The following is a 20,945-nucleotide window of genomic DNA, read 5'->3' as shown; positions in this document are numbered from 1 at the left end:
CATGTGTGGATCCGGGGGAGTCCCGGATCCAGTCATTCTCAGAAGCGGGGCAGGTCGACTTCGACACCCATCCATTTTTTCTGCAGGGCCTGCAGCTCACCTGTAGACTGGAGCATGAAGAGCTCCGTGTTCAGCCAGTGCAGGAAGTCCGGGTCGTTGCGGCGCAGGCCTATGCCCATCGGCGCCTGCGCCACGACGAACTGCTTCTTGAGGTTGGGATCGTGCTCCTCGACGGCGCGGGCAAGCGCTCCGCTGGTCACGATGCCTTCGACCTGACCTGCGAACAGCGCCTGGGACGTCGACGCGTCATCGTCATAGCGCTGGATCTGTGCGCCTTCGACGGCCTTTTTGGTCATGACGATGTCGTTCGTGCTGGCCCGCGTCACGCCGATCTTCCTGCCGGCCAGATCCTCGATCTTGGTGATCGGCTGGTCGGCGGGACCGACATAGACCTGCTGGTCGACATAGTAGGTGTTGGTGAACGCGATGGCCTTGGCGCGCTCGGCGGTGATCGAGAACGAATAGATCACGATGTCGAGCTTGCCCGAAGTCAGGTTCGGGATGCGGTTGGCTGCCGTCGTGTCGACGATGTTGACCTTGACGCCGAGATCGCGGGCGATTGCCTTTGCTACGGACACGTCATAGCCGTCGGGCTGCATGCTGCTGTCCATCAGGCCATAAGGCGGCGTTCCAAGGCCGACGCCGACATTGATGGTGCCGCGCTGCACGATGGCGTCCAGCGTGCTCTCGGCCTTTGCGGGCAATATCATCGCCAGCATCGCGGCGACCCCGACAGCAAGTCTCTTCAATAGCATGATACTTTCCTCCCTGGTGTGATGAACCGGATCTTCAGTTGGCTGCCTGCTGCAGGCGGCGCTCCAGGCGGCGGCTGGCATGGGACAGTATGGAGCAGATGCCGAAGTAGATGGCCGCGACCGTCAGATAGACGGGCAGCGGCTGGAACGTGGCGCTGGAGACGATCTGTCCTGCTCTCGTCAGTTCGATAAAGCCGACGACCGAAGCAAGCGCGGTGTTCTTGACGACCTGAACGGAGAAGCCGACCGTCGGAGGAATGGCGACGCGAAGCGCCTGCGGGATGATGACGTCGGTCATCGTGTGCCGCCAGTCAAGCGCCAGCACGAACGACGCTTCCCATTGCCCCTTGTTGATCGACTGGATCGACCCGCGCCAGATCTCGCCGAGGAACGCGCTGCTGTAGAGCGTAAATCCAAGGCCGGCCGCGTAGATCGCCGGAAGGTCATAGCCGAGATTGGCGACGCCGAAATAGGCGATGAAGAGAATGACGAGCAGAGGCGTTCCCTGGATGACATAGATATAGGCCTGTGCGATCCAGCGCATCCAGGCGAAGCGGGAGAGGCGCATGAGGGCGATAATCGATCCGCCGATGGCGCCGCCTGCAAGCGCAATTCCCGAGAGGACGACCGTCCACGTCGCACATTGCAGCAGAAACCCGACATGATGGAGGTTGAATGTCTGGAACATCGTCATCGCCCTGCAAAGCGGAAGGAGAAGAGGGCACGCTCAATCAGTGCGAAGACGCCTTTGAATGCAGCCGTCAGGACAAGGTAGATGGCCGCGACCACGAGATAGGCTTCCAGGCTTCGGAAGGTCAGGCCCTGCACATCATTGGCGACGCCGGTCAGTTCCGGGACGGAGATGACGGAAACGACGCTGGACGCCAGCATGATCAGGATGAACTGGCTGGTCAGTGCCGGGAAGATCGCTGAAATCGCCGGCAGCAGAACGACATAGCGGAAGGTGAGATACGGTGACATGCCAAGCGTGTGCGCCGCCTCCCGCTGTCCCTTGCCGATCGTCTGGATGCCGGCACGGACGATCTCGGTGATATAGGCGCCCGCGTAGAGCGTCAGGGAGAGGATGGCCGCCGTCACTTCGGAAATGCGGATGCCGACCGAGGGCAGGCCGAAATAGACGATGTAGATCTGCACCAGAAACGGCGTGTTGCGGATGATCTCCACATAGGCGGCCGCGATTGAGGAGAGGACTTTCGAGCTCGAAAGTCTCATCAGGGCGCCGACGATGCCGACGCACATGCCCAGAACCAGCGCGGCGGCCGACAGGCCGACGGTCAACATGGCGGCGTGCACGAACAGGTCGCCGCGCGCGAATGTCCCGGAAAAATCTAGGTACTCCACACTCGTCCCCGGTCTTTAAACAAGGTTCGGTTCGATCGCTCGCGCAAGGACTTTCACCTGGCGCAAGGTGTTCTGCCGGCTTCTCTCGAGATGTCGCTGCAGCGCCGCGAGGATTTGGCTCTTCTTGCCGGCGACGATGGCATCGAGAATATCCTGGTGCTCCTCGACCGAGCGGCTGTAATCGCCTGGAATCGAGACGAAGACCGTATGCGTCTGGCCGACAATGCGGGAGTGGACCTCGGAGATCATCGGTATCCCCGCGGCGCCGACGAGCGAACTGTGGAAGGCCCGGTCATGGGAGAGCGCCTTCGCCAGATCGTCGAGCGACGACCCTTTGGCGAAGCGCCTGTGGTTTTCGAGGCTGTCCTGGAGCTTCACCCGCAGCGCCTCATCGAGCCGTCCTGCGTCGAAGGCTGCTTCCACGGCCCCTTTCTCGAGCAGTGTCCTGGCCGCGTATAATTCCTCGACGGCTTCCTCGTTGAAGCTGCGGACCACCATGCCGCGCCGCGAGGAATTGACGAGAAGCCCGTCCGCCTCCAGCCGCAGGCAGGCTTCCTTGACAGGCGTGGGACTGATGCCCAGTTCCGCCGCCAATTCGTTTGGCAACAGGCGTTGCCCGCCTGCCAGCCTGCCGCCGACGATCCGCGACCGCAGCTCCTGGTAGGCCTGCTCGGCCAATGTTGTCTTGATCATGCTCATGGCCCAAGCATCGGTCAGGTTCCGGTTCGGTGCAACAGAAAAATTAAAAATAGAAAATTTTTTATTTTCTGATTTCGATCTTTCGGGTTACAAGTCAACCTCGCAACAAGGAGGAATTCATGGACGCCAACGGCAGCGCCTTTGTGAAACTGCGCGACGCGGTGAAGATGTTCGGCGGGTTTCAGGCGCTCGATCACGTCAGCCTTGAGGTGGCGAAGGGCGAAAAGATTGTCGTCTGCGGGCCGTCGGGCTCAGGCAAGTCGACCTTGATCCGCTGCATCAACGGCTTGGAAGACCTGCAGCAAGGCTCGGTGGAAATCGACGGCAAACCGCTGGTCGAGAAGTCCCACGGACGTATGGTTCCGCGCCGGGACATCGGCATGGTGTTCCAGCAGTTCAACCTCTTCCCGCATCTCAAGGTGATCGAGAACTGTACGCTGGCGCCCGTCCGCGTGCTCGGAAAATCCCGCAAGGACGCTTCGGAGAGAGCGCTGGAGATGTTGCACAAGGTACGGATCGCAGATCAGGCGGACAAGTATCCGTCCCAGCTTTCCGGCGGCCAGCAGCAGCGCGTCGCGATCGCCCGCGCGCTCTGCATGCAGCCCAAGATCATGCTCTTCGATGAACCGACCTCGGCTCTCGATCCGGAAATGGTCAAGGAAGTGCTAGACACCATGGTCTCGCTGGCATCCGAAGGCATGACGATGATCTGCGTGACGCACGAAATGGGTTTCGCCAGCCAGGTGGCCGATCGGGTCGTCTTCATGGACAAGGGCCGGATACTCGAGGAGGCCACGCCGAAGGAGTTCTTCGCAGCCCCGAAGCATCAGCGTGCACGCGAATTCCTCTCGCAGCTCCTTCATTGACAAATTCATATCCGCCAAGGGTCATAGATGAAAATCGCCTCCGTCCGCCCGTTTATTCTCCATCTTCCACTCACCTCGGACTCCATTTCGGACTCGACCCACAGCATCACCCATTGGGGTGTCGTGGGTACGAAGATCGTCACCACGGACGGGCTGGAAGGTTATGGCTTCACCGGCACGCATGCCCATCTGGCCGCCGACCGGCTGATAACGTCCTGCATCGGCGAGTGTTACGCGCCGCTTCTGGTAGGCGAAGACGCCTCGGATCATCAGCGTCTATGGACCAGGCTTGCGCGCCATCCTTCGCTTCAATGGGTCGGTCGGGCCGGCATCACGCATCTGGCGCTGGCCGCAATCGATATCGCGTTGTGGGATATGAAGGCGAAACGGGCGGGCCTGCCGCTGTGGAGTTATCTCGGCGGCGCGCGCACCGATGCCCTGGAGGCCTACAATACCGATATCGGCTGGATTTCGTTCGATCTGGACACGTTGCTGCGCGGCTCCGCGAAAGCCGTCGAGGAGGATGGATTCACACGCATCAAGATCAAGGTCGGCCATGACGACCCAAATGTCGACGTCGAGCGCCTGGCGGCTGTGCGCAAACGTGTCGGACCAAGGATCCGGATCGCAATCGACGGCAACGGCAAGTGGGATCTTCCGACCTGCCAGCGGTTCTGCGCGCTGGCGCGCGACCTCGATATCTACTGGTTCGAGGAGCCGCTCTGGTATGACGATGTCGCCAGCCACGCCACGCTCGCGCGCAATACATCGATCCCGATCGCGCTCGGCGAGCAGCTCTACACGATCGACGCGTTCCGCTCCTTTGTCGATGCAGGAGCCGTCGCCTACGTCCAGCCGGACGTCACGCGGCTCGGAGGAATAACCGAATACATCCAGGTCGCGGACCTGGCACTGGCGCATCGGCTTCCCGTCGTTCCGCATGCAGGGGAGATGAGCCAGGTGCATGTGCATCTGAGCTACTGGCATCCTGCATCGACGATCCTCGAATACATCCCCTGGATCAAGGATCACTTCGAGGAGCCGATCCGCGTCGAAGGCGGCATCTACAAACGGCCCGAACGGGCCGGTGCGAGCACGACCGTCCTGGCCGAAAGCTTTGCCCGCTACGGCAAAAGCCTGGGCTAGGGCATTCCAGGAAAAGCGCCCGCGGCATCGGGGCGGCGCTATTCCTTCACCGCGCCGGTCATCGAGGAGACATAGTGCTCGACGAAGAACGAATAAAGCACGACGACCGGCAGGGATCCGATCAGCGCGCCCGCCATCAGGGCACCCCACTCATAGACGTCGGAGCGGACGAGTTCGGTGAGCACCCCGACCGGCACGGTCTTGTTTTCGGACGACTGGATGAACGTCAAGGCATAGATGAACTCGTTCCATGACAGGGTGAATGCGAATATGCCCGCCGAGATCAGGCCTGGCACCGACAGGGGCAGCACGATCTTGCTCAGGATCTGCCAGCGGCTTGCCCCGTCTATGAGCGCACATTCTTCCAGTTCGAACGGGATGGAGCGGAAGTAACCCATCAGCAGCCAGGTGCAGAAGGGGATCAGGAAGGTCGGGTAGGTGAGGATGAGCGCGAAGGGTGTGTCGTAAAGCCCGAGGTTGAACACCATCACCGACAAGGGGATGAACAGTATCGAGGGCGGCACGAGATAGGCGAGGAACACCGCGAGGCCGACCTGCCGTGCCCCGGAGAACCGCAGCCGCTCGATCGCATAGGCCGCGAAAACCGACGCCACCAGCGACAGGAAAGTGGCGGCGGTCGAAATGATGATCGTGTTGAGCAGCCAGCCCGGATAGGACGTCTCGAAGAGAAGATAGCGGATGTGCTCCAATGTCGGATGCACGACCCAGAGCGGGTTGAAATTGGCATAGTCGGTCATTTCGACATTGGGCTTAACCGCTGTGATCGTCATCCAGTAGAACGGGAACAAGAGCACGATGACGAACACGAGCAGCGGGAGATAGACCGTCACCACACGGCGCGGCACGCTCTGCAAATAGCCCATGCCGCCTTCGTCGAGCTGCGGCTGTTTTGTCTTCCTGGTGGCAGCCATGTCAGTCTCCGCCCCCCTGCTGCCATTTGCGGCGCTGCAAGCCGAAATAACTGAACAGGATCGCGGCAAGGAGGAATGGGATCATGGCGACCGCGATCGCGGCGCCCTCGCCGAGCTGGCCGCCCGAAATGCCGCGCTGGAACGACAGCGTCGCCATCAGATGGGTGGCATTTACCGGTCCGCCGCGGGTCAGCACATAGATCAGCTGGAAATCCGTGAAGGTGAACAGCACCGAGAACGTCATCGTGATCGCGATGATGGGGGTGAGCAGCGGCAGCGTCACATGGCGAAACAATTGCCAGCGGCTGGCGCCGTCGAGCGTGGCGGCCTCGTAAAGCGATTGGGGGATTGTCTGCAAGCCGGCAAGCAGCGTGATGGCTACGAAAGGGATGCCGCGCCAGACATTGGCCGCGATCACCGAAGCACGCGCGTTCTCCGGATCGCCGAGGAAATTGATGCGATGGTCGATCAGCCCCATCTGCTGGAGTGCCCAGGACAGGATCGAGAACTGCGAATCGTAAATCCACCAGAAGGCGATGGCCGACAGCACCGTCGGCACCACCCACGGCAACAGGACAATCGCGCGGAAGAACGATTTGAAGGGAAGGTTCTGGTTGAGGATGAGCGCCAGCCAGAGGCCGAGCGCGAATTTCAGGATCGAGGCGCTGACGGTGTAGAGCAGGGTGTTGAAGACGGAGAGCCAGAAGACGGCGTCGCTCCACAGATATTCATAGTTCTCGATGCCGATGAAGATGCCGGGACGGCCGATGCGGGCATCGGTGAAGCCGAGCCAGACGCCGAGCCCAAGCGGATAGGTCAGGAAGACAAGCAGCAATGCCGCCGCCGGCAGCATGAAGCCGAAGCCAAGCGCGTTCCTGCTCTCGGCCAGGCGCGACAGCATCGAGGAACGCGGCTGAGCGGCGACGGACGGCACGGCCATGGGGCGGGCTCCCTGCAAGGGTCTCGTTGATCGGCCTGGCGGCCGCCCTGCGCTTCCGGAGGGTCGGATAGCGCGGGGCAGAGCCGCCAGGCTCAGCTGGCATGGATCAAACGCGATAATACCGGTTTGCGCGCTTCTCCGCCTCTTCCATTGCCTCCTGGGGCGTGGCCTGCCCCGTGACGGCCTTGGCGAACATGTCGACCAGGACATAGTCGGCCATGGTCGCCGCCGAGGCATAGCCGAGCGGCCCGGCATAGCCGTTGGGCCGCAGCGTCGCCGAAGCCTTGGCGTAAGCGGCATTGTTCGGATCGGCTGTCCACACCGGATTGTTGTCGAACGCCTTGAGCGTCTGGCAGCAGTAGCCCGCCGAGGAGGTGATCCAATCTGGCATTTGCGGGTCCTCGAACATGAATTGCAGATAGGCTTTGGCCGCGTTGGGGTAGGGCGTGTAGTCGAAGATGACGGCTGTGGTCACCTGGAACAGTTCGACGGATTTGCCGACAGGACCGATCGGCAGGTTGGTGGTGCGTATGTCCTTGGCCATTTCCGCCAGCTTCGGATCATTGTCCTTGTTGATCTTGGCCGTGTTGTAGGCGGAAATGCCATTGGCGATCACACTGAGTTCGCCGGCCAGGAAGGCGCGATTGTTGTTGACGTCGAGCCAGCTTTCGGTGCCTGGAATAAAAGTCTTGTAGAGTTCCTGCGCGTATTCGATCGCCTTGAGGGTCTCGGGGCTGTTGATCGTCACCTTGCCGCTCTCGTCGACCATCTGGCCGCCATGGCTCCACAGCAGCCAGTGCGCGTAGTTGTTGCCGTCGCCGACACCATGGCCGTGCGTGAAGCCGGCCGGATGCCCCTTCGCCTGCAGGGCCTTGCAAAGTTCGAGGAAGCCTTTCGTATCCTTGGGGAACTCCGAAAAGCCGGCCTCTTTCACCCAGCTTTCCCGATAGACGATGGCATTTCCGATGGTGGCGAGCGGCAGGCCGATGAATTTGCCTTCCCGGGTCGCATATTGCTTTGGTCCGTCGTGCCAGCCGCCATATTTCGACCCCAGATACTCGCCCAGTTCCGTCACGTCGTGCAGCTTGTCGGGATACTGATGCGGGTCGTCGAACCAGACGAACATCAGATCCGGACCTGAACCGACATTGGCGGCGACCGCTGCCTTGGGGCGAATGTCTTCCCAGCTTTCCTTGTCGACACGTACCTCCACGCCCGTCGCTTCGGTGAACCGCTTGGTGTTTTTCAGCCACTGGTCCTCGTCACCCTGCACGAAAGGCGACCAGCGCAGCAGCCTGAGCTTCGCACCGTCCTCCGGCTTGTACTTCAGCCCCTCCTGGGCGAATGCCGGAGAGCCGGCGAAGCGGCTTCCCAAAACGCCGGCAGCAGCGCCGGCCGTCGTGCGGATCACGTCACGTCTGGTGAATTTCATGCTCGTTCCTCCTGTTTGTTTCTCTTGCCCTTTGGTCTCTACAGCTTGCTGCGCGTTTGAAGCCGCTGCCCGGTTTCGCCGTGGAAGAGATGAATGAGGCCGGGTTCGGCGGTGAGCCGGATGGTTTCGCCCGGCGTGAAGGAATGACGTTCCCGGAAGTTGGCCACGATCTCTTCACCGCCGGCTGTCCGGCCGATGAGCTGTACCTCCGACCCGGTCGGCTCGATCACCGCGATGGTGACCGCAATGCCCTGGTCGGACAGCCGCAAATGCTCGGGCCGTATGCCCAGCACCACCGGCTCGCCGCCTTTGACGGACGATGCTGCGTCCAACGGCACGGAAATTCCGCCCGCGCCCCGAAAGGACGGCGACCCGTTCGTCGCGATTTCGCCCCGCAGCAAATTCATGGCGGGCGAGCCGATGAAACTGGCGACGAAGAGATTGTCCGGCCTGTCGTAGAGTTCCAGCGGCGGCCCGATCTGCTCGACGATGCCGTCATGCATGACCACGATCTTGTCTGCCATGGTCATGGCTTCGATCTGGTCATGGGTAACATAGACCGTCGTGGTTTTCAGGCGCTGGTGCAGTTCCTTGATCTCGGCGCGCATCTGCACCCTGAGCTTGGCGTCAAGATTGGACAGCGGCTCGTCGAACAAGAAAACCGCCGGATCGCGCACGATCGCCCGCCCCATGGCAACTCGCTGGCGCTGTCCGCCGGAAAGCTGGCGGGGATAGCGCGCCAACAGCGGCACGAGCCCCAGAATCTCCGCAGCGCGCTGGACGCCGGCGCCGCTCTCAGCCTTCGAAACGCCCTTCAGCACGAGCGAAAACGCCATGTTCTCGGCGACGGTCATATGCGGGTACAGCGCATAGTTCTGGAAGACCATGGCGACGTCGCGTTCCTTCGGCGCAACGTTGTTGACGACACGCTCGCCAATCGCGATCTGGCCCCGCGAAATCTTTTCCAGGCCCGCGATCATCCTGAGCAGGGTTGATTTTCCGCAACCCGACGGCCCGACCAGCGTGACGAATTCGCCGTCGTCGATGTTCACGCTGACGCCGTGCAGAACCTCGACGGTCCCGAATGATTTGTAAACCTCGCTAATCGCGACAGACGCCATCGATCCTCCTCCCGAACGATTCCCGCGACGTCTCTTCGAAGGAACCGCTGACCTCTCCCGGCGACGGCCCTCCAACCTTCATGTGGTCACGCGATACGGAGACGGTAGCGCTACCAAACCTGCCTGTAAAGCAGGCGCCTCGATAAACATCCAGGCTGCATTCCCGGTTGCTCACTGGACTGCCCACCACATGGCTGGAGACAGCAGGGAGATCGGCCACGGGATGAATATCAACCACTTCCACCGTCCGCCGGCCTGGGCAGCCGCGCATGGAATTCGCCGACGATGCCGCGCCGGAAGACGAGCACGCAGATCATGAATATCAGGCCGGTGGCGATGGTCACCGGAAAGCCGGAGGTGGCGAGTGTGTTTTCAAGGCCGACGACGAAGCCGGCGCCGACGACCGGCCCGACCATGGTACCGATGCCGCCAAGCAGCGACATCAGGATCACCTCGCCCGACATCTGCCATGTCACGTCGGTGAGCGTCGCGAACTGGAACACGATTGCCTTGACCGCGCCGGCAAGCCCGGCTAGCGCGGCCGACATCACGAAAGCGGCGAGTTTATACCTGGCGACGGAATAGCCGAGCGAGATGGCGCGGTTCTCGTTCTCGCGGATCGAGCGCAGGATCATGCCGAACGGCGAGTTGATGATCCGCCAAATGGCGAAGACGCCGATCAGGAAGATGGCCAATACGACATAGTACATGTTGACCGTAGCGTTCAAATCGATGATGCCGAAGAGGTTGCCGCGCGGAACGCCCTGGATGCCATCCTCGCCTTGCGTGAACGGTGCCTGCACGCAGAAGAAGAAGAACATCTGCGCCAGCGCCAGCGTGATCATGGCGAAATAGATGCCTTGCCGGCGGATGGCGAAGAAGCCCATGACCAGCCCGAGCAGGGCCGCGCCGGCGGTACCCAGCAGAATGCCTGCCTCTGGCGGCCAGCCCCATACCTTGACGGCATGCGCGCAGAAATAGGCGGCGCCACCGAAGAAGGTCGCGTGGCCGAAGGACAACAGGCCGGTGTAGCCGAGCAACAGGTTGAAGGCGCAGGCAAACAGCGCAAAGCACAGCATCTTCATAAGGAAGAACGGGTAGACGAAGAACGGCGCGGCGATGAGCGCCAATACCGCCAGCGCCACCAGCGCGCGTTCCAGCCGCACGGAGGCCGCGGCGCGCTTTTCGTGAAGCGTCAGCTCGCTCATCTCAGGCGTCCCTTCCGAACAGGCCGGCCGGCCGCAGTAGAAGCACGATCGCCATGATGACGAAGACGACAAGGTTCGACGCCTCGGGATAGAATACCTTGGTTAGGCCCTCGGCGAGGCCGAGCATGTAGCCGGTGACGATGGCGCCCAGGATCGAGCCCATGCCGCCGACCACGACGACGGCGAAGACGACGATGATCAGATCCGACCCCATCAGCGGACTGACCTGGTAGACGGGAGCCGCCAGGATCCCGGCAAAACCGGCAAGTGCCGCACCCAGTCCATAGGTGAGTGTCAAAAGCAGTGGCACGTTGACGCCGAAAGCCTGGACCAGTTCTGGATTTTCGGTCGCGGCGCGCAGATAAGAGCCAAGCCTGGTCTTCTCGATCAAAAGCCATGTGCCCAGGCAGACGAGAAGCGATGCCAGCACCACCCAGCCGCGATAGTTGGGCAGGAACATGAAGCCGAGATTGGTGCCGCCCGCAAGTAGCGCCGGCACCGCATAGGGATTTCCCGAGACGCCGTAATAATAACGGAAGACGCCCTCGATGACCAAGGCCAGGCCGAAAGTGAAGAGCAGGCCGTAGAGAGGGTCGAGCTGGTAGAGCCGCGAGAGCGCTGCACGCTCGACCGCAATGCCGAACAGCCCGACGGCGAGCGGCACCAGGATCAGCGCCGGCCAATAGCCGATGCCGAGATGGACAAGCAGCAGATAACCGATGAAGGCGCCCAGCATGTAGAGCGCGCCGTGGGCGAAATTGATGATGCGCAGCAGGCCGAAGATGACGGCGAGGCCAAGGCTCAGCATCGCATAGAAGGAACCGTTGATCAGCCCGACCAGCAACTGCCCGAGAAAGGCCTGGATAGGGATGCCGAAGATCATCGTCATGGCGCGATCATACTCCGAGCACCTCGTGAAGTTGAGCGTCGTGGGCGGCCAGTTCGCCGACCGGAAACCCGCTCAGCACCTTGCCGTGCTCCATCAGGTAGAAGCGGTCGGCAATGCGGGCGGCGAAACGGAAATTCTGCTCCACGAGCAGGATCGTCATGCCGCGCTTTTTCAACGTCGAAAGCAATTCGCCGATGCGCTGGACGATGACCGGCGCCAGGCCTTCGGTCGGCTCGTCGAGGAGCAGCATCCGGACACCCGTCCTCAGGATGCGGGCGATCGCCAGCATCTGCTGCTCGCCGCCGGATAGCCTGGTGCCCGGGCTGTTGCGGCGCTCCTTCAGGTTGGGAAAGAGCTCGAAGATCTCCTCGACGCTCATGCCGCCCTTGGCCACCACCGGCGGCAGGATCAGGTTCTCGTCGACTGTCAGCGTGGCGAAAATGCCGCGCTCCTCGGGAACGAAACCGATGCCTTGGTGGGCGACACGGTGCAAGGGCAGGCCGATCAAGTCGTTGCTGTTGAAGACGACACTGCCGGTGCGCTTGCGGATCAGCCCCATGATGGCGCGCAGCGTCGTGGTCTTGCCGACGCCGTTGCGGCCAAGCAGCGTCACAGTTTCGCCGCGGAACACATCGAGGTCGACGCCGTGCAGCGCGTGGCCCTCGCCGTACCAGGCATGGAGATCGCGCACGGCAAGCAGCGGCTCACTCATGCTCGGTTCCCATATAGGCTATCCGGACGCGTTCATCCTGGCTGACCGTCGGATAGTCGCCCGCGGCGAGCACCTTGCCGCGCTGCATCACGGTGATCCAGTCGCAAAGATCGGCAACGACGGTCAGATTGTGCTCCACCATGAGCACGGCCCGATCGCGGGCCAAGGCGCGGATGATCCCGGAGATCATGCTGACATCCTCGTGCCCCATGCCGGCCATCGGCTCGTCGAGCAGCAGCACCTTTGGATCGAGCGCCAGCGTGGTGGCGATCTCGAGCACGCGCTTGCGGCCATAGGAGAGATCGCCGGCGAGCCGGTGCGCCGCGTCGTCGAGGCCGACCGTGCCGAGAAGCTCGCGCGCCCGCGGCGTCAGTTGGTCGAGCGCCGAAAGCGGGCGCCAGAACTGGAAACCCAGCCCCCCTGGCCGCTGCAGCGCGACGCGCACATTGTCGAGCACGCTCAGATGCGGAAAGATCGCCGAGATCTGGAACGAGCGCACGAGGCCCATCCGCGCCACCTTGGCCGGCGGTGTCCGGGTTATGTCGGTGCCGAGCAGTTCAATCGTGCCGCTGGTCGGCTGCAGGAACTTGGTCAAAAGGTTGAAGATCGTGGTCTTGCCGGCGCCGTTGGGTCCGATCAAGGCGTGAATCCTGCCGTGATGAACGTCGAGATCGACATCCTTCACCGCAACGAACCCGGCGAAATCGCGCCTGAGGCCGCGGGCGGAAAGCACCACCCGCGGCACGGCTCCATCGCCGTCAGGCCTGACGGCCGCGGCGGTTGCCGTCGTCACTTGCTGACGAGCGGGCAGCCGCTATCCGTGGCCTTCATGAAGGCCTGGTCGCCCGGAATGGTCGCAAGATAGGTGTAGTAGTCCCACTCCTTCTTGCTCTCCTCGGGCTTCTTGACCTGATAGAGGTACATGTCGTGTACCATAGAGCCGTCGGCCTGCACCTTGCCGTTGGCGGTAAAGACGTCATTGACCGGCATCGAATGCAATTCCTTGGCCACCGCTTCGGTTCCGTCGGTGCCGGCCTTGTCGATGGCCTTGAGATACTGCGACACCGCCGAATACGTCCCGGCCTGGATCATGTTCGGCATCCTGCCGGTGCGTTTGAAGAAGCGGTTGGCGAACTCGCGGCTCTTGTCGTCGCGATCCCAGTAAAAGCCTTCGGTCAGCACGACGCCCTGGGCCGCCTGCAAGCCAAGGCCATGCACTTCGGCCAGCGTGAACAGAAGTGCCGCGAGCCGCTGGCCGCCGGCGACGATGCCGAATTCGGCCGCCTGCTTGATCGAGTTGGAAGTGTCGAGACCGGCATTGGCAAGGCCGACGATCTTGGCGCCGGAGGATTGCGCCTGCAGCAGGAAGGATGAGTAGTCGGTCGAGCCGAGCGGATAGCGCACTTCACCAAGCACCTTGCCGCCGCGATCCTTGACGAGCTTGGCGGTCTGCTCCTCGAGCGAATAGCCGAAGGCGTAGTCGACGGTGATGAAATACCAGCTGTCGCCGCCTTGCTGCACCAGGGCACCGCCTGTGCCGACGGCCTGGGAATGGGTGTCGTAGGCCCAATGGAAACCATAGGGCGAGCACTGCTTGCCGGTCAGGTCGGTCGCAGCCGCGCCGGTGACGATGTCGATCTTCTTCTTTTCCTTGGAAAGTCCCTGCACGGCGAGCGCCACCGAGGAGGTGGTCAGTTCCATTATGGCATCGACCTGCTCGGTGTCGTACCACTGGCGCGCTATGTTGGAGGCGATGTCCGGCTTGTTCTGGTGGTCGGCACTGATGACCTCGATAGGCGCATTCTGGACCTTGCCGCCGAAATCCTCGACAGCCATCTTGGCCGCCTCGACGGACCATTTGCCGCCGAAATCGGCATAGACACCCGACTGGTCGTTGAGGATGCCGATCTTGACCTTGCCGTCGGAAATTTCGGCTGCCGCCGCTGGCATCGCGGTCCCCACAAGCAGCGCGGCTGAGATGAGATAGGATGCTTTCACTGGTATTTCCTCCCTTGTGGCCACTGTCGAAAACGCCCATTGCGGCCCTGCGACGGCTTCGAGTGCACCGTCTGGTCCCGCGTGAAGAATACGTCCTGTGCTCGCCACAGTTCCAAAGTGCCCGGACACATGGTCACAAGCGCACATTCGGAATGCACAGAGATTCGTAACATCGACATGGAACGTCGAGAACCACTATTTTCGTATCAGCCGCACCGGTAGCGGTGTGCGCTGCTGGCTAGGACTTGTCGCGCGCTATCAGCACGATCTTTGCCGGATCGAAATCGACCGCGACGACGCTGCCTTCCGGCAGGGCGGGTGTGACGATCGGCGACGTCGCAAACAGCTCGACCGCCGGATCGTTTATCGCGACGCGGTATTCCATGTGGTCGCCGAGATAAGAACTCTTGACCACGCGCCCTCTCATCCCGCCGGCTGCCGGCTGGCCGGCGACGAGGCGCACGGCATTCGGCCGGACGGCCAGCACCGCCGGCCCCGCCGCGATGCCGCGATGCGGCATGTCGAGCCGCAGCGGCCCGATCTTTACCTCGGCATTCGTCCCATTGCTGGCGAGAACCTCGACATCGAGCAGGTTGGCGTCGCCCATGAAGTCGGCGATGAAAGAGTTCCTGGGTTCGTTGTAGAGGTCGCGCGGGGTCCCGTCCTGAGCGACGCGGGCAGCGTTCATGACGATGATGCGATCGGACACGGCCAACGCCTCCTCCTGGTCATGCGTCACATAGACAACGGTCAGCGCGAGGTCCTGCTGAAGACCGCGGATTTCATCGCGCACGCGCCGGCGCAACTTGGCATCGAGATTGGACAGCGGCTCGTCGAACAGAAGCACCTTCGGCTCCAGCACGATGGCGCGCGCCACGGCCACGCGCTGCTGCTGGCCGCCCGAAAGTTCGCTCGGCTGGCGCTTCTCGTAGCCGGACAGGCCGACCTGTGCCAGCTTCTCGGCGGCGCGCCCCGCGGCCTCAACCTTGCCGAGCCCGGTCGCCCGCAGGCCGTAGCTGACATTTTCTATGACGTTCATGTGCGGGAACAGCGCGTAGGACTGGAAGACCATGCTGACGTCCCGTTCGGCGGCTGACAGCAAGGTGACGTCCTTGCCGTCGATGACGACGCGCCCGTGGCTTGCGTGCTCCAGCCCGGCAATCAGCCTAAGCGTCGTCGTCTTGCCGCAGCCGGAAGGTCCGAGCAGCGTCACCAGGCTGGCCGGTGCGATGTCGAAGCTGACATTGTCGGCGGCAGTGACGGCGCCGTATTTCTTGGTGACGCCCTCGAAACGCACTGCCGGTCTGTCCACCACGCCGGGGGCAGCGTTCTTCGCCGTTTGATCCATACGCGTCTCCCGATCAGATTGGTGCCACGACGGCTTGCGCCTCGGCCCGGCGCCGGCCAAGCCGGCGTTCCCCGACCAGCAGCTGGATGCCGATCAGAATGATCATCATGACGACGATCAGCACCGCCGAATAGACGATGGCGATGCCGTATTCGCCGACATCGGCTCGCCCGACAATATAGACGGTGGCGAGATTGAAGCGGCCGGTCGCCAGGAAGATGACGGCGCTGACGGCGGTCACCGCACGCACGAAACTGTAGATCATCGCGGTCACGATAGCCGGCTTCAGGATCGGCAGGATCACCCGCCGCAAGGTGGCGAAGGAACGCGCCCCCAGTGTCAGCGATGCCTCGTCCAGGCTCTTGTCGATCTGCCCAAGATTGGCGAGGCCCGCACGGATCGCAACCGGCATGTTGCGGAAGATGAACGAGATGACGATGATCAGTCCGGTGCCGGTCAGTTGCACCGGCGGCACGTTGAAGGCGAGGATATAGCTGACGCCGACGACCGTGCCGGGAATGGCAAAGCTCATCATGGCGAGGAATTCGAACATCGTGCGCCCGGCGAAATGCTGCCGGTCGAGCAGATAGGCGGTCAGGATGCCGAGCGCGGCGGTGAACGGCATCGCCACCAGCGCAAGGCCGATGGTCATCAGCAGCGACGGCCAGGCCGACCCGCTCAGGAACCAGCCATTGACGCCTTTCTCGACGGAGAAAGCGGTGAGGAAATATTCGAGCGTCGGCGTGTTGTCGCGGCCGATCGATTGCACGAAGCCGCCGCCCAGGATGATGCCATAGACCACGATGGTCAGAAGCAGCCAGGGAATGACGGCGGCGTAGCAGCCGATGCGCAAGCCCTTGGGCAGCGTGGCCGGCACACCGCCATCGCCCTTGCCGGCGACGGTGACGTAGCTGCGGCTGCCGATCCAGCGGCGCTGGATGACGAAAGCGGCGAGCGTGAATCCCAGAAGCACGATCGCCAGCACCGCCGCACGGCCTTGATCATGCGCAGCGCCCACCACCGCAAAGAAGATGTCCGTCGACAGCACGTTGAAGTTGCCGCCCAGCACCAGCGGGTTGGCAAAGTCGGCCATGCTCTCGATGAACGAGATCAGGAAGGCGCTGGCCAGCCCCGGGCGGATCAACGGCCAGGTGATTGTGCTGAAAGTGCGCCAACGGCTGGCGCGCAAGGTCTGCGAGGCCTCCTCCATGCTCGGGCTGACGCCCTGCAGCACGCCGGCCAGGACCAGGAAGGCGATCGGCGTGAAAGCCAGCACCTGCGCGATGGTGATGCCGGCCATGCCGTAGATCCAGCGGCTGCGCGGAATACCGAGATGTTCTGACAAAAGATTGGTGACGATGCCGGCCCGGCCGAACAACAGGATCAGCGCCAGGCCGATGACGAAAGGCGGCGTGATGATCGGCAAGATGGAGAGGCCGCGCAGCAGCCATTTGGCAGGCAGCCTGGTGCGCAACGCAATCAGCGCCAGCGCCAGGCCTAGCGCCGTGCAGAAGAATCCGACCAGCACCGCGATCGCCACCGTATTCCACGCCACCCCGCAGGAACCGTCGCCGTAGAGGCAGCGCAGGCTCCAGATGTTGGCACTGAACAGCTTTTCGGCAAACAGAGCCGGCACGATATCGCCGTCATTGTCCTCGATGGCGGAAGCGAGGATCGACAACAGCGGATAAGCCACGAACAGGATCAGCGAAGCGATCACGATCAGCAGCGAGCCGACGACAAAACGGTCGCCCTTGCACCAGCCACGCGCGGCCAGCGCCTCGGCGATGAACATCAGCATCGTCACCGCGTACAGCACGGCACCCCAGCCGAGACCCGGCTGCACCGGCCCCGGCGTACTGGCGAGATGCCCAAGCCAGGCAAATCCCCAACCCGAATGGATGATGGAAAAACCCTCGATCGCCAGCCAGGCGAGACCGGCAGCGCCCGCCGTCGCCAGGCCGGGGAGGTTCCGGCGCGCGACGAGCCAGCTTGCCAGGAGAAGTGGCAGGATCAAGGGAAGCAGCCAGAGCCGACCGTTCAGCGACAGCAGGATGGCTGGTGCCGCCTCTGCCGGACGCGCCAGCCAGTCAAAGGAAAGCAAGCCGCCTTCGACTTGGTACCATGGCAGCACAATGAAGCTCGCCCATGCCAGCGCCAGCCATCCGGCGGCACTGCGCCCCGGGAGGTCATTGGCCATGGGATAGGGCGAAGCCCGTGCCATTCGACATCTTCCTTTGGTATGGTCGGGGTTGCGCCGGCTGCCCCGCAGGCAGCCGGCGGATCGGCCGTACGGACCAGATCAGCCGCCGTTGCGGACCTCATCGGTGAATTTCTTCAACAGCCGCTTGCGCTCCGCTGACGATCCGTATTTGGCGAAGTCGTAGTCGATCAGCTTGATCTTGCTAAGGTCCGGCGCCTCGGGCGGCACCGGGGTGCCGGTGTTCGACGGGATCTGGTAGCTGCCGTTCGGAGCCGCCAGTTTCTGCGCGTCTGGCGTCAGCGCCCAGTCGTAGAATTTCCGCGCCTCGTCGATGTGCTTGGCCCCGGCAACAATGCTCATCGACCCGATCTCGAAACCGGTGCCTTCACAGGGCGAGACCACCTTGACGGCCGGGTTCTGCTTGGCGGCGTTGATGACGTCGTGCTGGAAGGAAATGCCGACCAGCGTCTCGCCCTTGCCCACGGCGAGCGCGGGTGCGGCGCCCGCCTTGGTGTATTCGGCGATGTTCTTGTTGAGCTGCTTGAGATAGTCGAAAGCCTTGTCCTCGCCCATCAGTTGCACGATTGTCGCCAGCATCGTCCAGGCGGTACCCGAGGAATTGGGGTCGGCCATCTCGATCTCGCCCTGGAAATCGGGCTTGACCAGATCCGCCCAGCAGGCCGGCGCCGTCAGGCCGCGCTGTTTCAGGTCTTCCTCGTTGTAGCCGTAGCCAAGCGCGCCGAGATAGATGCCGACGGTGCGGTTCTTGGCGCGTTCAGCCTGCCTCAAAGCCCAGTCGCGCAGGTTCGCCAGCTGCGGCGACTTGTATTCCTGGGTGAGACCTTCTTCCGCCGCCTGAAGATGCGGGTCGCCGGTGCCGCCCCACCAGATGTCGGCTTGCGGATTGTCCTTCTCGGCCCGCAGGCGCGCATAGATCTCGCCGGCGCTCATGCGGGTCATGTCGACGCTGACGCCGGTTTCCTTCTGGTAGGTCGTGGCCATGGCCCGGCACCAGGCTTCGTCGACGCCGCAATACATCACGAGGTTGCGATCCGCCGCATGGGCGCCGCCGGCCAGACCGAAAATGGCCAGCACCGCAAGGCCAAGCCACGTCCTGCCTTGTCTGCGATCAAATGGACCTTTCATCGATAATTCCTCCCTTTCATGCTCTCTGGAATTGGTTATTCGTCGTCGAGCGGCACTCCGATCACCTGGGACAATCTCGCCGCCACACCCGGCGCCGCAGCAAGCACCGGATTGCCCTTCGCCATGCCGTCGCCGTCGAGAAAGCGGTTGACGCGCCCGCCGGCTTCCTCGACCAGCAGCAATCCGGCCAGGCAGTCCCATGCATTGATATGAAGCTCGGCATAGGCATCCGAGCGGCCGTCGGCCACATAGGCAAGGCCGAGCGCCCCCGAACCGGAGCGGCGCACATTGGCGCCCAGCGACCAGACCAGGGCCACCTTGTCCAGATAGTCGCGGTTGGGAATCCGCGGCGACCAGCCGAACTCCACGGAGGCGCGGTCGAAGGCCTGGGTGCGCGAAACATGGATCGCCGCGCCGTTGCGCGTCGCACCGTGCCCGCGGCGGGCAAAATAGACCTCCCCGATGGCCGGATTGGCGATGCCGCCGATCTCGCTGCGGCCGTCCTGGACGAAGGCGATCGAAACGCAGAAATGCGGAATGCCGCGCATGAAATTCGCCGTACCGTCGATCGGGTCGACGACCCACATGCGATCAGAGCCGCCGCTGCCACCGGTTTCCTCGCCCAAAAACCCGTCCTCGGGAAAGGCCGCGGCCAACGTCGTGCGGATGTGATGCTCGACCTTCCCGTCGGTCTCGGTCAGGAAATCCTGCGGGCCCTTCATCTCCACAGGCTGCGCGGCGTCGATTTGGCTGTAGCCCTGCATCGCCATGTTTCCCGATGACAAGAGCAGTTGCCGGCAAACATCGGCGCGCCTGTCGAGTTCGGCTTCGGACATCCGGCTCGGTTTCGGCCGCACCGCCACGCTGTTCATGCTGTCCGTCCAGGCGATGGCAGCTTCGATGCGGTCCGCGAAGAAATGGACAAGGTAGCCTCCGGCGCCGGCTTCATGCACGGCTGTGCAAAGCTGTTTCATTTACGCATGTGTGTCAAGGCCGGCGGTGACACCTGTGACTGGCTTGCGCTATGCTGCACGTGCGTGCAACGAATCGGCGAACGCCAGTGGGAGTGTGCATGACGACGCCAAGAGGCCGTATTGGCTTTTCCAGTGCCCAGCAGGTCGCGGAGCTTGCCGGCGTTTCGCGCTCGGCCGTGTCGCGCACCTTTACGCCCGGCGCCAGCGTTTCGGAAGAAACCCGGGAGCGGGTGCTGCTGGCGGCCGAGCAGCTCGGCTATCACGTCAACCATCTGGCGCGCGGCCTGATGCGGGCATCGACGGGCATCGTCTGCCTTGTCGTCGCCGATGGCGACACGCCCTATCAGGCTCGTATCCTGCGGGCGCTGACACAGCATTTGAGGGATGCCGGCAAAGTGGCCATGGTATTCAACACGTCGGGCCCCAGCCACCATGTCGACCAGGCGCTGCGCAACACGCTGAACTACCGTGCCGATGCGACGATCGTGCTGTCCGGCACGCCGCCGCAGGAGCTGATCCGAACCTGCCTCGAGAACGGGCAGCGCCTGATCCTGATCAATCGCGACGACCGGTTCGACGGACCGCATAACATCGGCGTGGACAACGCCGCCGCCGCCGAGGCGGCACTTCACGCCTTTCTTCGTGCCGGTTGCACCAGGCCTGCCCTGGTGACGTCGGCAGCCGGCACGCCCAGTCTGGTGGCGCGCGAGACGGCCTTTCTTGCCGCAGCGCGCAAGGAAGGACTGGAGGTGATCCAGTGGCGCGAGGGCCGCACGGGTTATGCGACCGGGGCAGAAGGCGCAAGGCGCCTGCTTTCGGGCCGGCAGCGACCGGATGCGGCATTCTGCGTGACCGACCTGATCGCCTGCGGTTTTCTGGACGCGGCGCGCCACGAGTTCGGCGTCGACGTCCCGCGCGATCTCTGCGTCGCCGGCTTCGACGACATCGAGCAGGCTGACTGGGCTTCCTACCGGCTGACGACCTTTGCGCCGCCGATTGAGGAGATCGCCACGCACGCCGTGCGACTGGCCGCCGGTTCGCGCGAGGAAGCAGGCGCCGGCAGTCGCCTGACCTGCCACGCGCCGATGGTCTGGCGCGGCACTGTGAGGCCAGGTCGGGGCTGATGCCGATTGGACCAGAGTCCGGTCGGTGAG

At 62.9% G+C, this 20,945-nt stretch carries 20 protein-coding genes; 3 read left to right on the top strand and 17 right to left on the bottom strand.

Annotated features, from left to right (window positions below; genetic code table 11):
- Nucleotides 1-38: 38 nt before the first annotated feature.
- Genes FJ867_RS27870 through FJ867_RS27855 form a run of 4 tightly spaced genes read right to left on the bottom strand, consistent with a single transcriptional unit; the run spans nucleotide 39 to nucleotide 2,876 of the window.
- Complete coding sequence (locus tag FJ867_RS27870; RefSeq protein WP_181165309.1) at nucleotides 39-815, bottom strand: transporter substrate-binding domain-containing protein; 777 nt, start codon at nucleotides 813-815, stop codon at nucleotides 39-41.
- 34 nt (nucleotides 816-849) lie between these two features.
- Nucleotides 850-1,503, bottom strand: a complete 654-nt coding sequence (locus FJ867_RS27865; RefSeq protein ID WP_140581266.1) for an amino acid ABC transporter permease — start codon at nucleotides 1,501-1,503, stop codon at nucleotides 850-852.
- A 2-nt stretch (nucleotides 1,504-1,505) separates the two neighbouring features.
- Complete coding sequence (locus FJ867_RS27860) at nucleotides 1,506-2,177, bottom strand: amino acid ABC transporter permease (protein ID WP_140566399.1); 672 nt, start codon at nucleotides 2,175-2,177, stop codon at nucleotides 1,506-1,508.
- Nucleotides 2,178-2,192: 15 nt separating this feature from the next.
- The gene (locus FJ867_RS27855) at nucleotides 2,193-2,876 is read right to left on the bottom strand and encodes a GntR family transcriptional regulator (protein WP_140819142.1); all 684 of its coding nucleotides are present in this window, start codon (nucleotides 2,874-2,876) and stop codon (nucleotides 2,193-2,195) included.
- Between the two features lie 119 nt (nucleotides 2,877-2,995).
- Here FJ867_RS27855 and FJ867_RS27850 point away from each other — a divergent pair, with 119 nt between their 5' ends.
- Nucleotides 2,996-3,742, top strand: coding sequence for an amino acid ABC transporter ATP-binding protein (locus tag FJ867_RS27850; RefSeq protein ID WP_140498412.1), 747 nt, complete (start codon nucleotides 2,996-2,998; stop codon nucleotides 3,740-3,742).
- Between the two features lie 27 nt (nucleotides 3,743-3,769).
- Nucleotides 3,770-4,888: a mandelate racemase/muconate lactonizing enzyme family protein gene (locus tag FJ867_RS27845; RefSeq protein ID WP_140498411.1), complete on the top strand. Its 1,119-nt coding sequence runs from the start codon at nucleotides 3,770-3,772 to the stop codon at nucleotides 4,886-4,888.
- A gap of 38 nt (nucleotides 4,889-4,926) precedes the next feature.
- On the opposite strand, the gene FJ867_RS27840 is transcribed toward FJ867_RS27845, so the two are convergent.
- From FJ867_RS27840 to FJ867_RS27780, 13 genes are all read right to left on the bottom strand, one after another.
- Nucleotides 4,927-5,820, bottom strand: coding sequence for a carbohydrate ABC transporter permease (locus tag FJ867_RS27840; protein WP_140498410.1), 894 nt, complete (start codon nucleotides 5,818-5,820; stop codon nucleotides 4,927-4,929).
- A gap of 1 nt (nucleotide 5,821) precedes the next feature.
- The gene (locus tag FJ867_RS27835) at nucleotides 5,822-6,760 is read right to left on the bottom strand and encodes a sugar ABC transporter permease (protein WP_140498409.1); all 939 of its coding nucleotides are present in this window, start codon (nucleotides 6,758-6,760) and stop codon (nucleotides 5,822-5,824) included.
- Between the two features lie 106 nt (nucleotides 6,761-6,866).
- A complete protein-coding gene (locus tag FJ867_RS27830) occupies nucleotides 6,867-8,192 on the bottom strand; it encodes an ABC transporter substrate-binding protein (RefSeq protein ID WP_140498408.1) in 1,326 nt (441 codons plus the stop codon).
- A gap of 38 nt (nucleotides 8,193-8,230) precedes the next feature.
- Nucleotides 8,231-9,313: a sn-glycerol-3-phosphate ABC transporter ATP-binding protein UgpC gene (ugpC, locus tag FJ867_RS27825; protein ID WP_140819141.1), complete on the bottom strand. Its 1,083-nt coding sequence runs from the start codon at nucleotides 9,311-9,313 to the stop codon at nucleotides 8,231-8,233.
- A 230-nt stretch (nucleotides 9,314-9,543) separates the two neighbouring features.
- Complete coding sequence (locus tag FJ867_RS27820; RefSeq protein WP_140632373.1) at nucleotides 9,544-10,521, bottom strand: branched-chain amino acid ABC transporter permease; 978 nt, start codon at nucleotides 10,519-10,521, stop codon at nucleotides 9,544-9,546.
- A 1-nt stretch (nucleotide 10,522) separates the two neighbouring features.
- Nucleotides 10,523-11,410 (bottom strand): branched-chain amino acid ABC transporter permease, encoded by an 888-nt coding sequence (locus FJ867_RS27815; RefSeq protein WP_140729364.1) that lies wholly within the window; start codon nucleotides 11,408-11,410, stop codon nucleotides 10,523-10,525.
- Nucleotides 11,411-11,417: 7 nt separating this feature from the next.
- Nucleotides 11,418-12,122: an ABC transporter ATP-binding protein gene (locus tag FJ867_RS27810; RefSeq protein ID WP_140819139.1), complete on the bottom strand. Its 705-nt coding sequence runs from the start codon at nucleotides 12,120-12,122 to the stop codon at nucleotides 11,418-11,420.
- Nucleotides 12,115-12,915, bottom strand: coding sequence for an ABC transporter ATP-binding protein (locus FJ867_RS27805; RefSeq protein WP_181167435.1), 801 nt, complete (start codon nucleotides 12,913-12,915; stop codon nucleotides 12,115-12,117). The genes FJ867_RS27810 and FJ867_RS27805 overlap by 8 nt, the downstream gene beginning before the upstream one ends.
- Complete coding sequence (locus FJ867_RS27800) at nucleotides 12,912-14,120, bottom strand: ABC transporter substrate-binding protein (RefSeq protein ID WP_140819137.1); 1,209 nt, start codon at nucleotides 14,118-14,120, stop codon at nucleotides 12,912-12,914. The genes FJ867_RS27805 and FJ867_RS27800 overlap by 4 nt, the downstream gene beginning before the upstream one ends.
- Nucleotides 14,121-14,358: 238 nt before the next feature.
- Nucleotides 14,359-15,468 (bottom strand): ABC transporter ATP-binding protein, encoded by a 1,110-nt coding sequence (locus FJ867_RS27795; RefSeq protein ID WP_140819135.1) that lies wholly within the window; start codon nucleotides 15,466-15,468, stop codon nucleotides 14,359-14,361.
- Nucleotides 15,469-15,481: 13 nt separating this feature from the next.
- A complete protein-coding gene (locus FJ867_RS27790) occupies nucleotides 15,482-17,692 on the bottom strand; it encodes an iron ABC transporter permease (RefSeq protein ID WP_246671706.1) in 2,211 nt (736 codons plus the stop codon).
- A 78-nt stretch (nucleotides 17,693-17,770) separates the two neighbouring features.
- Complete coding sequence (locus FJ867_RS27785; protein ID WP_140498400.1) at nucleotides 17,771-18,817, bottom strand: ABC transporter substrate-binding protein; 1,047 nt, start codon at nucleotides 18,815-18,817, stop codon at nucleotides 17,771-17,773.
- 35 nt (nucleotides 18,818-18,852) lie between these two features.
- Nucleotides 18,853-19,653 (bottom strand): inositol monophosphatase family protein, encoded by an 801-nt coding sequence (locus FJ867_RS27780; protein ID WP_181168461.1) that lies wholly within the window; start codon nucleotides 19,651-19,653, stop codon nucleotides 18,853-18,855.
- A gap of 236 nt (nucleotides 19,654-19,889) precedes the next feature.
- On the opposite strand from FJ867_RS27780, the gene FJ867_RS27775 reads away from it, so the two are divergent.
- Nucleotides 19,890-20,915 (top strand): substrate-binding domain-containing protein, encoded by a 1,026-nt coding sequence (locus FJ867_RS27775; RefSeq protein WP_140498399.1) that lies wholly within the window; start codon nucleotides 19,890-19,892, stop codon nucleotides 20,913-20,915.
- Nucleotides 20,916-20,945 lie beyond the last annotated feature (30 nt).

This window comes from Mesorhizobium sp. B2-5-3 (genome assembly GCF_006441005.1).
In the GTDB taxonomy this organism is placed as follows: domain Bacteria; phylum Pseudomonadota; class Alphaproteobacteria; order Rhizobiales; family Rhizobiaceae; genus Mesorhizobium.
The sequence above is the reverse complement of the archived record's forward strand: the minus strand, read 5'-3'. Positions and strand labels throughout refer to the sequence as shown.